Below are 13,831 nucleotides of genomic sequence, written 5' to 3'. Positions count from 1 at the left end.
TTCCCCGTTCCCCGTTCCCCGTTCCCCGTTCCCCGTTCCCCGTTCCCCGTTCCCAAAGTAACCATTTACTCCCCCGCAGCGAATCCATCACTAGACGTCCCGATACGAGACTGACGATGAGGTTCGGCTTGACGGCTACCGGCACGATAGGTCTAGATGGCGGTTTCCCCGTGTGGGGCGAGCGTCGATTCAGCGTGTCCAGCGAACCTGTTACTGCCAAGGAGCAAGCCGAACAACGCCGCATGGCGTGGATGGCGGCTGCGCAGGCGGGCGATCGGCGGGCGTATGAGCGTCTTTTGGCCGATTCGGTGGCGTTGATCCGTGCCGTGGCGCGGCGACAAGGCGTGGCGGTGGATCTGTTGGACGACGTGGTGCAGGAAACACTGCTCACGGTACACCGGGTGCGCCATACCTATGACCCCATGCGCTCTTATGACGCCTGGCTGGCAGCGATTGCCGGGCGTCGGGCCATCGACGCGTTGCGCAGCCATGGCCGCCGTGATCGTCGCGAGATGTTTGATTCCGAGGCATTGGAAAGCTACCCGGACAGCGGCGACGCTTCGACCGAAACCGAGCGTATCGAGCAGGCCAGGTATTTGCGCGAGGCGATTGCCGAGCTGCCGCCGGGGCAACGCGAAGCGGTGGAGCAACTGGGCCTGAAAGAACGTTCATTGGCCGAGGCTGCCGAGCATACCGGCCGCAATACCGGCGCGCTGAAAGTGAATTTGCATCGCGCACTCAAGGCGTTGCGTAACCGTTTGTATAGAGAGCCTTAGTGGAATGTCCGACCTGAGTCGCCATGACAGTCTTATCAACACGCTCGGTGCCGAGTTGGTGCCGGTGCGGCGTCTGCCGCCGCCATGGCGGCGCACGTTGGGCTGGCTGCTCGTGGTGTCGGCGATCGCTGCTGTGCTGTTGGTGCGCTATGGCGTGGCCGGCATGCAGCAGCGTTGGGCCGCCACGCCCGATCTGGCATGGGCCGGCATCGGCGCGCTCATCACCATGATGAGTGCGGCCTGGGCGGCTTTTGCCCTGGGTGTGCCGGGGCGGTCTTCGGTGTGGGCGTGGCTGCCGTTGCCCGGAGCGCTATTGTGGCTGGGCGCCAGTGGCATGGGTTGCCTGCGTAAATGGATCGCCCCTGGTACCCATGCCGCCGACATGCATGGCGCTGGTGATTGCCTGTGGTTCATCATCGGTTTCTCCGTACCGCTGTCGGCGCTGCTGATTTGGCTGTTGCGGCGGGCATTTCCATTACGCCCGGTATTGACCGCGGTGCTGATCGGCCTGGCCAGCGCGGCCGCTTCCGCCAGTCTGTTGGAGATTTGCCATTCCTTCGATGCCACGGCCACCGATCTGTTGATGCACGCTGTTGCGGTGACACTGGTGATCGCTGCGAATGCGGTCATGGGCGGGCGGCTGCTGCAACGGCAATGAAACCCTCTACCGGGGCTGAACAGTGCCGGTTTTAAGGGCTGTCGCAAGATCGTATTGATCCTGAACGAGCGATCGGCAAGCCATTGCGAAGGTGGCTTTGAGGTATAACCTTGCGCCACTGACGGCACGAACCAGGGCTGCCGTCCAGGGTGTAAGGGGTTCAGGCGGCTAGGGATAAGCCGTAGCGCATCGGGTAGGCACGGGTCGGGAGGCTCACGCTAGGCCCGGAGGGCTGGGGCCGTTCAGGACGGGCGGCGTCGGCGGGTCCATGCAAGTGCGGTTGCTTCGCACGGTTTACTTCACACTGATTACACCACTCTGATTTATTTCAGCGCTTCAGGAGAAAGTACCCATGAAAGTTTCTCGCTACGCTCTGCTTGCCTCTTCGTCTGCCCTGGTTCTGGGCCTCGCATTAAGCCCGGTCATGGCGCAAACCACCGCTCCGGTTGCACAGGCCGCCGGACAGGCCGCGAAAGATGCCGCCGGCCAGGCTGCGAAAGACGCCGGCCAGGCAGCCAAAGACGCGGGCCAGGCTGCGATGAAGAGTGACTCAATGAAGAGTGACTCGATGAAGGCCAGCGATTCGATGAAGGCCGGTGATTCAATGAAGGCCAGTGATTCGATGAAATCCGGCGACTCGATGAAATCGAGTGATTCGATGAAGTCCGATGCTGCTGCCGGCACCGAACCCAAATCCCACACCAAGTCGCACAAAAAGAGTCATAAGCACCACAAAGCGGCCGCACCGGCTGCAGCCTCGTCGGCTGGTGGCGCTTAATCGCATTGCTGTAAATCACCTTGCTTAAGTTGGTCTCTCTCGCCTGTATGCAGGCGAGAGAGACGCTTGGTTTTCAGTCGTACACTCAATGGTGTAATACGCGGGTTCGCTGCGGAGCTACATCATGCCTTCTTCGTTTGCCGATCGACTCGGCATAGCCTATCCGTTGATTCAGGCGCCCATGGCGGGCTCCAACCCGCCGGCACTGGTCGCCGCCGTATCGCAGGCCGGGGGGCTGGGTTCGCTGGGGGCTGGTTACCTCACGCCACAGGCGATCTTGGATCAGTCCGCCCAGATCCGCGCTGCGACCGATCGCCCCTTCGCCATTAATCTGTTTGTACTGCCCGACGAATTCGAGGTGGACTTAGCTGCCGTGGCGCGTGTGCGTGCCCAGCTCGATGCGTTGATGGCGCGTGAAGGGCTGGCGGTACGCACGGTAATGCCCGAGCGCTGGGCACCCCGATTCTCCGATCAATTGGCGGCTTTGTACGAAACACGGCCGGCCGTGGCCAGCTTTGCCTTCGATCTGATTACATCGGCACAGCTACGCGAACTTAAACGGCGAGACATCATGGTGATCGGCACCGCTACGAGCGTGGCTGAGGCGTGTGCCTGGGCTGAGCTGGGTGCGGATGCGATCAGTATGCAAGGGGTCGAGGCCGGCGGTCATCGCGGCACGTTTCTGCATGATCCCGAGGAGGCCATGATCGGCTTGTTCGCCTTGCTGCCCCTGACTGTGCGGGCGGTGAAGATCCCGGTTATCGCCGCCGGCGGCATCATGGACGGCCGCGGCATGCTGGCGGCCGAGACGCTCGGGGCGGCCGCCAGTCAGCTAGGTACCGCTTTTCTGGCTTGCCCGGAAAGCTCCGCGGCGACGGCGTGGAAGCGCGACCTGCCGCAGGCTCAAGCGCACGATGTCACCACCATTCGCAGCTTTTCGGGACGCGCCGCGCGCGGCTTGCGCAATCGCTTTGTACAGGCGATGCCACAGGCGGCGGCCGAGCTGCCGCCGTATCCCATCCTGAACGCACTTACCGCGCCACTGCGCCGGGCGGCGGCCGAAGCCGGCCGCGGGGATCTGCTCTCGGAGTGGTGCGGACAGGCCGCCGGTATGGTGCGCGCCATGCCGGCCGGGGCGTTGGTCGCCGAGCTGATGCGCGAATACGCCGCCGCCAAGCGGGGTTTGGGGGCGGCCTGAGGTTTGGCCCAGGCGGAACCTCAGGCAGACTAATGACGTTGTAGGGAAGCGGGGGGCGTTATACTCCGCCCGCGCCATCTTGCGCATCGTTTCCGCCTTGAGGCCGATACTCTTGAGTCCTACCGCAAAACGCAATAAATCGATCCCTGCCATTCCGCTTCGTCAACTCGTGCTTGACGCACTGGACGAACTGAAAGCCAAGGACATCCGCGAAATCGACGTTCGCGGCAAAACCTCCATCGCCGACCTGCTGGTGATCGCCTCCGGCACCTCCGCACGCCATGTCAAATCCATTGCCGACGAAGTGGTGAAGTTCGCCAAGAAGGCGGGCGTGATGCCGCTGGGCGTGGAAGGCGAAGTCGAGGGTGAATGGGTGCTGGTGGACCTGGGCGACATCATTGTCCACGTCATGTTGCCGCGCATCCGCGAGTTCTATGGTCTGGAGCGACTGTGGACGGTGGGCGACCATGGTGCCGCCGATGGTTTCGGCGACGAATTCACGAGCGAAGCTTGAGCTTCACGCCGCCTTATATCTTTTTAGTCTCTATTATTCATGCGCGCTCGCCTGATCGCCGTCGGTGACCGCATGCCCGCCTGGGTAGCGGAGGGTTTCGCCGAGTACCGCAAGCGGCTTTCCCACGAGCTGCCGCTGGAGCTGACCGAACTCAAACCAGGCATACGCGGCAAAGGCCGCGATGATGCACGGGCGATGGTGGACGAAGGGGCGGCGATACTTGCCGTACTGCCGCGCGATATCCATGTAATCGCACTTGATGGGCGCGGCAAGACCTGGTCCAGCGAAGAGCTGGCCGAGCAATTGGCGAAGTGGCGCATGGCCGGTCGCGACCTGGCTTTTCTGATCGGCGGCCCTGACGGCCACGCACCCGAGGTGCTGGCCCGTGCCGATCAGCGCTGGTCGCTTGGTCCGCTTACCTTGCCTCATATGCTGGTGCGGCTGGTGCTCGCCGAGCAGCTTTATCGGGCAACGACGCTGCTTGCGGGGCATCCCTACCATCGGGCGTGATGCAGGGAATGGGCATTGAGGACGGCGTATCGACGAGGTGGCACGGCGATGCTAGCGTGCCATTCTCTGAGCTTTACTCATGGCGGACCTACCCTATGCTTTTCCAGCTAAGACAAGCCACGATTCATGATCTCGATCGTGTGGCGCCGTTGTTCGATGCGTATCGACAGTTTTATGGCCAGACAGCCGATCTCGCACGCGCACGCGCCTATCTGGCCGAGCGCTTTGCGCATCATGAATCGGTGATCTTGCTGGCGTCGGACGAGCAGGGGCTGGGGGTGGGTTTCATCCAGCTCTATCCGGCGTTTTCATCGGTGCGCACCGTGCGCACCTATGTACTCAACGATTTGTTCGTGGCGCCGGAGGCGCGGCGGCAAGGTGTCGCCGAGGCGTTGATGCAGGCAGCGGTAGAGCATGGCCGCGCGATGGGGGTGGCAAGCCTTTCGTTGTCTACGGCACATAGCAATCTTGCCGCCCAGCAGCTCTACGAATCATTGGGCTGGAAGCGAGACGAGAACTTTCGCGAATACAGCTTCAGCCTGGTGAGCTAGATCCTGGCTGCAGTTAAGCTTGCCGTTTCGTCCCCGCCAAACGAGCCGCCGCATGCTTTACCTCGCCTCGCAATCACCACGTCGCCGACAGTTGTTGGAATTACTCGGTGTCGATAACACCGTGGTCGATGTCGATGTGCCGGAACAGCGCATGGCGGGCGAACCGCCGCAGCACTACGTGAGCCGTGTCGCGCTCGACAAGGCGCGCGCGGGCTTGGCGACGCTTGCCGATGCGGATGCGGTGGTGATCGGTGCGGATACCGAGGTCGTGCTGGACGACGAAGTCTTCGGCAAACCTGCCGATGCCGCTGATGCGAGCGCGATGCTGCGTCGACTGTCAGGCCGCACACACGAGGTTATTTCGGTGGTCTGGGCAGTGAGTGCGGCGGGCGAAAAACACGAGGTGTGCGTATCGCGGGTACGTTTTCCGGCCTTGGACGAAGCCACGATTGCTGCTTATGTGGCTACCGGCGAGGCCTTTGGCAAAGCCGGTGCGTATGCGATTCAGGGGCGCGGCGCGGCACTGGTCGAGCATTTGGAAGGCAGCCATTCCGGGGTGATGGGGCTGCCGCTGTTCGAGACGGCGCGCTTGCTGGCTGCGGTAGGGGTGCGCGCTTAGCTCGACGGGGGCGCCATAACAAACCAGGCAAGCACCGCCAGCATATTGTTGGCGCCATGGGCCAGCACCGCCGGCCAGATCGAGCCGGAGCGCAGCCGCAGCCATACCAGCGCGGCGCCGAGCAGGGCGAGGTTCGGCAACGCGTACCAAAGAAAGCCAAGGTCGGGCAGGTGAATCGCCGCGAACAGCAATGCGCAGAGCGCCGTAGCCCAGCCTGCATGCAGGCGTCGTAGCAGAGCCGATAGCAGCGCGCCACGAAACAACAGTTCTTCGACCAGCGGCCCTATGCTTATCACGATCAAGGCGAGCGGAATGCGCAGCCGCAGCGATGTGTCGGCACCGAGCTGCTTGATGTCCTGGGTGACGGCATGGCCGCCGGCCAGGAACTGGGTCAATAGGCCGCCGATGATCGGCATCGTCACGCCGATCAGCAGGGCGGCAACGTAGAAGCTCGGACTGCTTGGCGGGGCAAAGCCCAGCCCCGGCGGTGCCGACTGCGGCCACATAGCCGGCCACAGACGCCGTGCAAGATACAAGATGCATCCTGCCGCAGCGATCAGGGTGATGATGACCATCAGTGCATTGACATCGGCTTGCACGAGGATGGCGGGTACCGTGCTGGTGGCGGTGGCTATGTTCTGGCCATGGCGCGAGGTACCTGTCAGCAACCCTGCGAACAACCCGACCACCGCGCCGATGACCAACTGCAAGACGAAGTACAGCCCGATCAGCCCGAGTGCGCTGTATAGATTGGGCTGGGATGGTTGCGCCAACGGGTAGGGCGGCCACGAGGCGGGGGGTATCGGGTCGGCGCGTGGTACATCCAAATGAGTGGGCTCCCGGCTGATGGGTTGCAGGTGGTTCGATCAAAGGCAGAGCAGACTCAGTACTCCATGACTACACGCTAGCGGCAGCTTATAGCTGGGTGCAATCCCGTCCTTTGGCATAGTGGCTGGCAGCGAATCGATTCGAGCATCCCGATGCAGCCTGTATAGTGGACGTTCTTTACAGGAGGACCCTGGCGCCCTGGCGCTGACCCATGTTTGCTTTCGACTGGCTTGCCGACCCTACCGCCTGGGCCGGTCTTCTCACCCTGGTGGTGCTGGAGATCGTGCTTGGCATCGACAACCTCGTCTTTATCGCGATTCTCGCCGATAAACTGCCGGCATCGTTGCGCGATCGGGCACGTCTGCTGGGTTTGTCGCTGGCGCTGTTCATGCGCCTGGCGCTGCTGGGCGCGATGTCCTGGCTGGTGCGATTGACGACACCGATCGTCAGTTGGATGGGGGTGTCGCTGTCGTGGCGCGACATCATCCTGCTGCTCGGCGGTACATTTCTGCTGTTCAAGGCCACGCTGGAGCTGCACGAGCGCTTAGAAGCCGACGACGAGCAGGAGGGGCGGGACCGCGCTCGCGCGAAGTTCTGGCTGGTAGTCGTGCAAATCGTCGTACTCGATGCAGTGTTCTCGCTCGACTCGGTGATTACCGCGGTCGGCATGGTCGAGCATCTGTCGGTGATGATGGTTGCCGTGGTCATCGCGATGCTGCTGATGATTAGTGCCAGCAAGCCGCTGACGGCGTTCGTCAACGCACGGCCGACGGTGGTGATCCTGTGCCTGTCGTTCTTGTTGATGATCGGTTTCAGCCTGATCGCCGAGGGCTTTGGTTTCCATATTCCCAAGGGCTATCTCTACGCGGCGATCGGTTTCTCGATCATGATCGAGGCGTTCAACCAGGCCATGCGGCGCAATCGCCAGCGCAGCCTGTTCAGCGGTACGCGCAACCTGCGCGACCGCACCGCACTGGCGGTGCTGCGTTTGCTTGGCGCAGGCGGCGATGACGAGTCGGATGTAGCGAAGACGGCGGTGACCGTGCCGGCGAATCGCCCTGCGGTATTTGGCAAAGAAGAATTGTCGATGGTGCAAGGCGTACTCGACCTTGCGCATCGACCGGTGCGTTCGATCATGACGCCGCGGCCGGAGATCAACTGGATCGACCCGCGCGAAGAGGCCAAGGCGCTACGTGCCGAATTGATTGCCGCGGAGCATCACTGGCTGCCGGTAGCTGGCGATGATCTGGACCAATGGGTCGGCGTGGCCTCTTCGCGCGACTTGCTGGCGAACCTGTTGGAGCGTGGGCATATCGATGTCGCCAGCGTCGTGCGCAAGCCGATGACCGTGCTGGAATCGCTCAGCGTATTGCGTTTGATCGAGGAGTTTCGCCGTTCGCCGTTGCAAGTGGCGCTGGTGGTCGACGAATACGGTAGCGTGTTGGGCATGGTTACCCCCGCCGACGTGCTGGAGGTGATTGCCGGTGACTTCAACGAAGAAGAAGACGGTGACCCCGCCGCGGCGCAAGAGGCCGATGGCACCTGGTTGCTGGATGCCAGTCTGGACTTGCGCCGGGTCGAGTATTTGCTTGGTCACAAGCTTCGCAGCGACGGTAGTTTTTCTACGCTTGCCGGCTATGCGCTGATGCAGTTGGGGCGCTTGCCCGGTGTCGGCGACGGCTTTGTCAGCGATGGGCTGCAGTTTGAAGTGTTGGCCATGGATGGTGCGCGAATCGAGCGGCTGAAAGTACGGCCGGCGGTTTAGACAGGACATTAGACAGGCCATTGGGCAGGCTCTTAGGCATTCTCAGCGAGGCGTTCGATGGCGATCATCGATTTTGGCAAGACCGCAGACGACTACGCCAAGCACCGCGCGGGATTTCCCGCGGCTTTCTTCGATCGCTTGTTTGCCTACGGATTGGCCCGTAGCGGCGATGTCGGGCTGGATGTAGGCACCGGTACCGGCACCATCGCGCGTGGTTTGGCACGGCGTGGCTGTGTGATGACCGGGCTGGACCCCGCCGCCCCCTTGCTGGCGCAGGCCGCCGTACTGGATCAAACCGCCGGCGTACAAATACGCCAGGTGCATGCCCGAGTCGAGGATGCGGAGTTTCCGCCGGTCTCGTTCGACCTGGTGACGGCGGGTCAATGCTGGAACTGGTTCGACCAGCCGCGTGCAGCGGCTCTGGCGCACCGTTGGTTGCGGCCGGGAGGGCGGCTGGTGATTGCGCAATTCGACTGGCTGCCGCTGGCCGGCAATATGGTCGAAGACACCGAGCGGCTGATCCGGGCCTATAACCCGGATTGGCAGCTCGGCGGCGGTACCGGCCTGTATCCGTCCTGGCTGAGAGGCGTGCGCGAGGCGGGCTTTGGCGATCTGCGCACGTTTTCGTTTGATCTGGATATTTCCTACATCCATGAGGATTGGCGTGGGCGCATCCGCGCCAGTGCCGGCGTAGGCGCCGCGCTGGATGCCGCCAGCGTGGCACGTTTCGATGGCGAGTTATCGGAGCTGCTGGCCAGGGATCATCCGATCGAGCCGATGGAAGTGCCGCATCGAGTCTGGGTGCTGAGCGCAGTGGCCTCGGGTTAGCTCGACCAAGCGCATCCGCATAGGCTCAGCCCGCCAGCATGGCCCGCGTCAGGCCGATACCGCTCATTACCAGGAGTGCGGCCCAGCCAAGCAGGGCGACCATGAAACCCGGTCCACGTTTGCCCGCATCCTTGAGATAAGCCAGCGCATACCACACCCGGCCAACGATCCAGACCAGTCCGGCGATGCCGGCCCATTGCGGATCTTCGTAATTGGCGGCCAGCCACAGCAGTGGCAGAAACATCATCGTGCTCTCAAGCGTATTCATCTGCACCCGCAAGGCGCGCTCGAAACCGGGATGCCCGCTGGTAGCCGGTGCTTTCACTTCATAGCGGCCGCGCGCGCGGCCTACCGCCCACATGGTGGCGAACTGCAGCAGGACGGTAAGCAAGGTAACTAGGGCGGGCAAGTTCTGGGACATAGTCGACGCTCATGGAAAGACTGCCTACTGTAGCCGCGCCGGGCGTCTGGCGGGATCTCGTGGGAGGGGCTATTGTCCCCGCGCAGTGGCGTTAGCGTTGCGCCGCATCCATGGGGGGCGAGGGAATATATGGATTGGCAGAAAGGTCGTCCCAGTGACAACGTCGAAGAAGGCAGCTCCAACGATCAGGGTGGCGGCGGGGGTTTTCCCGGGGGAGGCAAGGGCCTGGGGCTGGGCGGCATTATTGTGCTGCTGGTACTCAGCCTGATTTTCAAGCGCGACCTGGTGACCCCGTTTATGTCAGACGGCGGCGGCACCGGGCAGGGGCAAACCAGCGTGGCAACGGCGCAGCCGGATCGAGCCATCGATTGCCATAACCCCGGCGACAAACAGGTGGATTTTGTCTGCCGTGTGTTCGGCGATACCGAAGACACCTGGGGACCGATCTTCAGCGGCGCCAACCGGTCGTATGCGCTACCCAAGCTGCATCTGTTTCGCGGGCAGGTGGGCACCGCTTGCGGCGCGGCTTCCACCGCTGTTGGGCCGTTCTATTGCCCAGGCGACCAGAAGGTGTATCTGGATCTGTCGTTTTTTCAGGAATTGCAGGATCGTTTCAATGCGGCCGGTGATTTCGCGCGGGCTTACGTCATCGCGCATGAAGTAGGGCATCACGTGCAGAAACTGCTTGGGGTGTTTGACCAGGTGGAGCAGGCTCGCCGCCGTGGCGCGCGGATGGAGGGCGCGGATGGCCTATCGGTGCGACAAGAGCTGCAAGCGGACTGTTTTGCCGGCGTATGGGCCAACCATAGTCAGCAACGTTTGCAATGGCTGCAGTCGGGCGACGTCGAGTCCGCCCTGAACGCGGCCAGCAAGATCGGCGACGACTCCCTGCAACAACAGGCTCAAGGGCGGGTAGTACCTGACTCTTTCACCCACGGTACCTCGGCGCAGCGAGTGAAATGGTTCCGCACGGGTTTTGACGGCGGCGATATCCAGCGCTGCGATACCTTCAGCGGCACGCCTTGAGTACAGCGTAAGAGAAGTCGGTTATCCGGCTATTGCAGGCCTGCTGGGACAGCAGGCCTGCTTGGTTCTAGAATCGACGCGCTGCGTGCCAGGGGGTGCGCTTTGCGAAGATGTCCATGGGCCATCCATGTCTACGGTGCGGCGCCTGCTGCGCCTATTTCCGCGTTGCCTTCCATTGGTCTGAGACAGATGCCTTTATCGGCGGCATGGTGCCGCCGGCATTGACCGAAAAGCTCGATCCGCACCGAGTGAGCATGCGCGTCACCGATGCGGCCAGATCGCGCTGTGTCGCGCTGCAGGGTACGGTGGGCAAGGCCGCCAGTTGCGGTATCTATGCGCAGCGGCCATCGGTATGCCGTGACGTGGTACCGGCGTGGGAGTTCGGCGCTGCCAGCGCACAGTGCGACAAGGCGCGGATCGGACATGGCATGAAGCCACTGACGGCGGCGGATTGGCTTGATCCCGGCGTCGTGCCACAGAGTGCCTGAGTGACTTCAGTGGGAGGAGCCTGCGGCGCTCATCGACCCGAAGCGATAGATGTCCATCGCCAGAAAGCCCAGATCGATGCCGGCATCGATACGTTGCGCGCTTGCGGGTACCCCGGCCGCCCCCAGCGCGACAAACAGCGGTAACAGATGCTCGTCTGTCGGGTGCGCGCGTTCGGCATAGGGCGCCTGGCGGCGGTAGTCGAGCAAGGCATCGATATCGCCTGCTGCCAGCTTCTGCTCGATCCAGCCGATAAAGGGCCGCACGTAAGGGGCTTCTCGCTCTTCGCTATAACCGCTACGCAGGTCGTGCAGGTTATGCGTGATGCTGCCCGAGCCGATCACCAGCACGCCCTGCTCGCGCAGTGATGCGAGCGCACGACCTATCGCCAGGTGATGGGCCGGGCCGCGCTCGGGTTGGATCGATAGCGGTATCACGGGAATATCGGCCTGCGGATAAAGCAGGCGCAGCGGCACCCAGACGCCATGGTCCAGCCCACGACCAGCGTCGATGCCGGCGGCAAGGCCGGCGGCCTCAAGTTGCCGATGGACGAGCGTAGCCAGCTCGGGCGCACCGGGAGCGGGGTAGCGAATTTGATAAAGCGGCGCGGGAAAACCGTGGAAGTCGTAGATGGTTTCCGGGTTCGAGGCAGCACCGACTTGGGGTTGCCGCGTCAGCCAGTGCGCCGTGGCGATCACGATGGCCCTGGGCCGCTCCAGCACACGGGCCAGCTCGCTCAGGCGCTCCCCGGTCTGGCCGGGTTGCAACGCCGTCATCGGCGAGCCGTGGGAGACGAACAAGCTGGGCAGGGTGGTCATGGCAATGCTCGGATATACGAGTGACCAAATATAGGGGCGAGCGTCGGTTGTTTAGAGGCTGCTGAGAGAAACGATGCGTTCCAACGAAAAGCCCCCCACTGCAAGCAGTGGGGGGCTTTAATCGGACTGGCTCAGGGCGTCACTCAGGGCTTGCGGCGCGGAGGTTTGCCGCCGCTGGGGGGGCTGTGCGGACGAGGCTTGCCTTTGAAGCCGCCGCCACCAGGCTTGAAGCCGCCCGGTTTGCGCGCTGGGGCCGAATCGGCGGCGCCGGTGTCTTTGCCGTCCCATTCATGAATGCGTAGCTGCTGCTGACTCACCCATACCTTCTGCAGATGCTGGAACACTTCCTTGGGCATGCCGTCGGGCAGGTCGATCAGGCTGTACTCGCCGCGAATGCTCAGGCGGCCGATGAACGAACTCTCCAACCCGGCTTCATTGGCGATGGCGCCGATGATGTTGCCCGGCTTCACGCCGTGCTCGTGGCCGACTTCGACGCGGTAGGTCCGCTTGCCTTCTTCGGTGACGTGCTCACGTACCGGGCGGGTGCCGAATTCGCGCGGTGCGCTGTCACGTTCACGCGGCATGCGATCGCGCGGCGGACGACTGTCGCTGCTGTCGCGCTCGAACGACGGGCGTCGTTCGTTGCGATCACGCGGTGCACGTTCGCGCGTCTCTTGCTCGCGCGGGGCATATTCGCGCTTTGGCGGCGGGGTCAGCAGCAATGGCTGATCGCCTTGCGCAATACGCGCCAACGCGGCGGCAATCTCGATCGCCGGAATGTTGTGCTCTTGCTCGAACTGTTCGATCAACTGCTGGAAAAAGCTGAGATCGCCGACCGCCAGCGTATCGCTGATGCGCTGCTTGAACTTGGCGATGCGCTGGTCGTTGACGGCTTCCACGGTGGGCAGCTTCATCTCTTCGATGGGCTGGCGGGTGGCACGCTCGATCGCGCGCAACATGCCTTTCTCACGCGGCGTAACGAACAGGATGGCGTCGCCGTTACGACCGGCACGACCGGTGCGGCCGATGCGGTGCACATAGCTTTCGGTGTCGTACGGGATGTCGTAATTCATCACGTGGCTGATGCGTTCCACGTCCAGACCACGAGCGGCGACATCGGTGGCCACGAGAATATCGAGCTTGCCGTCCTTGAGTTGCTGGATCACGCGCTCGCGTTGCGGCTGGGCGATGTCGCCGTTGATGGCGGCCGCGGCCAGGCCGCGCGCTTGCAGCTTGCCGGCCAGTTCTTCGGTGGCCTGCTTGGTGCGCGCGAAGATAATCATCGCGTCGAACGGCTCGGCCTCAAGAATGCGCGTCATCGCGTCGAGCTTGTGCAAGCCGCTGACAAACCAGTAACGCTGACGGATATTCGCCGCGGTCGTGGTGGAGGACTTGATCGTGACTTCGACCGGATCCTTCAAATGCTTCTGGGCAATCTTGCGGATCACCGAAGGCATGGTGGCCGAGAACAGCGCGACCTGGCGCTGCGGCGGGGTTGCCTGCAGCACTTTCTCGACGTCGTCGATAAAGCCCATGCGCAGCATTTCGTCGGCTTCGTCGAGCACCAGATAACGCAGTTCGGATAGATCGAGCGTGCCGCGATCGAGATGATCGATCACGCGGCCGGGCGTGCCGACCACGATATGCACGCCGCGCTTGAGCGAGTGCAATTGCGGGCCGTAGCTCTGGCCGCCGTAAATCGGCAGCACCTGAAAACCGGGGATATGGGCGGCGTAGCGCTGAAAGGCTTCAGCCACCTGGATGGCCAACTCGCGCGTAGGCGCAAGCACCAGCGCCTGTGGCTTGCCGGGCTTGACGTCGATGCGAGACAGGATCGGCAGCGCGAACGCAGCCGTTTTGCCGGTGCCGGTTTGTGCCTGGCCGAGCACGTCGCGACCTTCCAGCAGTGGTGGAATGGTGGCGGCCTGAATCGGCGAAGGCGATTCATAGCCCACATCGGCCAGTACGCGCAGTACCTCTGGATGAAGGCCAAGCGTAGCGAAGCCGGCGGCAGCCGGAGCGGAGTCGGAAGACGGGGAGGACATGTGAACCTCA

Annotated in this window: 16 protein-coding genes; 12 read left to right on the top strand and 4 right to left on the bottom strand. The window is 62.9% G+C overall.

From position 1 onward, the window contains the following. Nucleotides 1-242: 242 nt before the first annotated feature. From DVJ77_RS03830 to DVJ77_RS03795, 8 genes are all read left to right on the top strand, one after another. On the top strand, nucleotides 243-776 hold the full coding sequence (locus DVJ77_RS03830; protein WP_225427806.1) for a sigma-70 family RNA polymerase sigma factor: 534 nt from the start codon (nucleotides 243-245) through the stop codon (nucleotides 774-776). A 4-nt stretch (nucleotides 777-780) separates the two neighbouring features. After that, nucleotides 781-1,434 (top strand): NrsF family protein, encoded by a 654-nt coding sequence (locus DVJ77_RS03825; protein ID WP_114844101.1) that lies wholly within the window; start codon nucleotides 781-783, stop codon nucleotides 1,432-1,434. 352 nt (nucleotides 1,435-1,786) lie between these two features. Next, nucleotides 1,787-2,212, top strand: a complete 426-nt coding sequence (locus DVJ77_RS03820; protein WP_114844100.1) for a hypothetical protein — start codon at nucleotides 1,787-1,789, stop codon at nucleotides 2,210-2,212. A gap of 124 nt (nucleotides 2,213-2,336) precedes the next feature. Continuing rightward, the gene (locus tag DVJ77_RS03815) at nucleotides 2,337-3,410 is read left to right on the top strand and encodes an NAD(P)H-dependent flavin oxidoreductase (RefSeq protein WP_114844099.1); all 1,074 of its coding nucleotides are present in this window, start codon (nucleotides 2,337-2,339) and stop codon (nucleotides 3,408-3,410) included. A gap of 142 nt (nucleotides 3,411-3,552) precedes the next feature. Continuing rightward, nucleotides 3,553-3,924: a ribosome silencing factor gene (rsfS, locus tag DVJ77_RS03810; protein ID WP_380037947.1), complete on the top strand. Its 372-nt coding sequence runs from the start codon at nucleotides 3,553-3,555 to the stop codon at nucleotides 3,922-3,924. Between the two features lie 39 nt (nucleotides 3,925-3,963). Next, nucleotides 3,964-4,434, top strand: a complete 471-nt coding sequence (gene rlmH / locus DVJ77_RS03805) for a 23S rRNA (pseudouridine(1915)-N(3))-methyltransferase RlmH (protein ID WP_114844098.1) — start codon at nucleotides 3,964-3,966, stop codon at nucleotides 4,432-4,434. 95 nt (nucleotides 4,435-4,529) lie between these two features. Continuing rightward, nucleotides 4,530-4,985 (top strand): GNAT family N-acetyltransferase, encoded by a 456-nt coding sequence (locus tag DVJ77_RS03800; RefSeq protein WP_114844097.1) that lies wholly within the window; start codon nucleotides 4,530-4,532, stop codon nucleotides 4,983-4,985. A 52-nt stretch (nucleotides 4,986-5,037) separates the two neighbouring features. After that, nucleotides 5,038-5,604 (top strand): Maf family protein, encoded by a 567-nt coding sequence (locus tag DVJ77_RS03795; RefSeq protein ID WP_114844096.1) that lies wholly within the window; start codon nucleotides 5,038-5,040, stop codon nucleotides 5,602-5,604. Here the strand turns inward: DVJ77_RS03795 and DVJ77_RS03790 are convergent. Further along, nucleotides 5,601-6,431 carry a CPBP family intramembrane glutamic endopeptidase gene (locus tag DVJ77_RS03790; RefSeq protein ID WP_114844095.1) on the bottom strand — a complete coding sequence of 277 codons (831 nt, stop codon included), beginning with the start codon at nucleotides 6,429-6,431 and terminating at the stop codon, nucleotides 5,601-5,603. The two genes, DVJ77_RS03795 and DVJ77_RS03790, sit on opposite strands and share 4 nt — an antisense overlap. Before the next feature lie 212 nt (nucleotides 6,432-6,643). Here DVJ77_RS03790 and DVJ77_RS03785 point away from each other — a divergent pair, with 212 nt between their 5' ends. Together DVJ77_RS03785 and DVJ77_RS03780 are read left to right on the top strand one after the other, a co-directional pair. Then, nucleotides 6,644-8,197: a TerC family protein gene (locus DVJ77_RS03785; RefSeq protein ID WP_114844094.1), complete on the top strand. Its 1,554-nt coding sequence runs from the start codon at nucleotides 6,644-6,646 to the stop codon at nucleotides 8,195-8,197. Nucleotides 8,198-8,254: 57 nt separating this feature from the next. Beyond that, a complete protein-coding gene (locus DVJ77_RS03780; protein WP_114844093.1) occupies nucleotides 8,255-9,025 on the top strand; it encodes a class I SAM-dependent methyltransferase in 771 nt (256 codons plus the stop codon). 25 nt (nucleotides 9,026-9,050) lie between these two features. On the opposite strand, the gene DVJ77_RS03775 is transcribed toward DVJ77_RS03780, so the two are convergent. Continuing rightward, nucleotides 9,051-9,446: an MAPEG family protein gene (locus DVJ77_RS03775; protein ID WP_114844092.1), complete on the bottom strand. Its 396-nt coding sequence runs from the start codon at nucleotides 9,444-9,446 to the stop codon at nucleotides 9,051-9,053. A 129-nt stretch (nucleotides 9,447-9,575) separates the two neighbouring features. On the opposite strand from DVJ77_RS03775, the gene ypfJ reads away from it, so the two are divergent. Both ypfJ and DVJ77_RS03765 read left to right on the top strand, forming a co-directional pair. Further along, on the top strand, nucleotides 9,576-10,472 hold the full coding sequence (ypfJ, locus tag DVJ77_RS03770) for a KPN_02809 family neutral zinc metallopeptidase (RefSeq protein ID WP_114844091.1): 897 nt from the start codon (nucleotides 9,576-9,578) through the stop codon (nucleotides 10,470-10,472). Nucleotides 10,473-10,588: 116 nt separating this feature from the next. Then, nucleotides 10,589-10,960, top strand: a complete 372-nt coding sequence (locus DVJ77_RS03765; protein ID WP_114844090.1) for a YkgJ family cysteine cluster protein — start codon at nucleotides 10,589-10,591, stop codon at nucleotides 10,958-10,960. A 6-nt stretch (nucleotides 10,961-10,966) separates the two neighbouring features. On the opposite strand, the gene DVJ77_RS03760 is transcribed toward DVJ77_RS03765, so the two are convergent. Together DVJ77_RS03760 and DVJ77_RS03755 are read right to left on the bottom strand one after the other, a co-directional pair. Next, a complete protein-coding gene (locus DVJ77_RS03760; RefSeq protein ID WP_114844089.1) occupies nucleotides 10,967-11,776 on the bottom strand; it encodes a dioxygenase family protein in 810 nt (269 codons plus the stop codon). A gap of 143 nt (nucleotides 11,777-11,919) precedes the next feature. After that, complete coding sequence (locus tag DVJ77_RS03755) at nucleotides 11,920-13,821, bottom strand: DEAD/DEAH box helicase (RefSeq protein WP_114844088.1); 1,902 nt, start codon at nucleotides 13,819-13,821, stop codon at nucleotides 11,920-11,922. Nucleotides 13,822-13,831: the final 10 nt, after the last annotated feature.

Origin of the sequence: Dyella tabacisoli, assembly GCF_003350925.1 — a bacterium.
In the GTDB taxonomy this organism is placed as follows: Bacteria; Pseudomonadota; Gammaproteobacteria; order Xanthomonadales; family Rhodanobacteraceae; genus Dyella_C; species Dyella_C tabacisoli.
The sequence above is the reverse complement of the archived record's forward strand: the minus strand, read 5'-3'. Positions and strand labels throughout refer to the sequence as shown.

Excerpts from the sequence above, each read along its gene's own strand:
- DVJ77_RS03765 (WP_114844090.1), top strand. The coding sequence starts at position 10,589 with ATGGGCCATCCATGTCTACGGTGCGGCGCCTGCTGCGCCTATTTCCGC.
- DVJ77_RS03820 (WP_114844100.1), top strand. The coding sequence starts at position 1,787 with ATGAAAGTTTCTCGCTACGCTCTGCTTGCCTCTTCGTCTGCCCTGGTT.
- DVJ77_RS03775 (WP_114844092.1), bottom strand. The coding sequence starts at position 9,446 with ATGTCCCAGAACTTGCCCGCCCTAGTTACCTTGCTTACCGTCCTGCTG.
- DVJ77_RS03825 (WP_114844101.1), top strand. The coding sequence starts at position 781 with ATGTCCGACCTGAGTCGCCATGACAGTCTTATCAACACGCTCGGTGCC.
- ypfJ (WP_114844091.1), top strand. The coding sequence starts at position 9,576 with ATGGATTGGCAGAAAGGTCGTCCCAGTGACAACGTCGAAGAAGGCAGC.
- DVJ77_RS03830 (WP_225427806.1), top strand. The coding sequence starts at position 243 with ATGGCGTGGATGGCGGCTGCGCAGGCGGGCGATCGGCGGGCGTATGAG.
- DVJ77_RS03760 (WP_114844089.1), bottom strand. The coding sequence starts at position 11,776 with ATGACCACCCTGCCCAGCTTGTTCGTCTCCCACGGCTCGCCGATGACG.
- DVJ77_RS03785 (WP_114844094.1), top strand. The coding sequence starts at position 6,644 with ATGTTTGCTTTCGACTGGCTTGCCGACCCTACCGCCTGGGCCGGTCTT.
- DVJ77_RS03755 (WP_114844088.1), bottom strand. The coding sequence starts at position 13,821 with ATGTCCTCCCCGTCTTCCGACTCCGCTCCGGCTGCCGCCGGCTTCGCT.
- DVJ77_RS03780 (WP_114844093.1), top strand. The coding sequence starts at position 8,255 with ATGGCGATCATCGATTTTGGCAAGACCGCAGACGACTACGCCAAGCAC.
- rlmH (WP_114844098.1), top strand. The coding sequence starts at position 3,964 with ATGCGCGCTCGCCTGATCGCCGTCGGTGACCGCATGCCCGCCTGGGTA.
- DVJ77_RS03800 (WP_114844097.1), top strand. The coding sequence starts at position 4,530 with ATGCTTTTCCAGCTAAGACAAGCCACGATTCATGATCTCGATCGTGTG.
- DVJ77_RS03815 (WP_114844099.1), top strand. The coding sequence starts at position 2,337 with ATGCCTTCTTCGTTTGCCGATCGACTCGGCATAGCCTATCCGTTGATT.
- DVJ77_RS03795 (WP_114844096.1), top strand. The coding sequence starts at position 5,038 with ATGCTTTACCTCGCCTCGCAATCACCACGTCGCCGACAGTTGTTGGAA.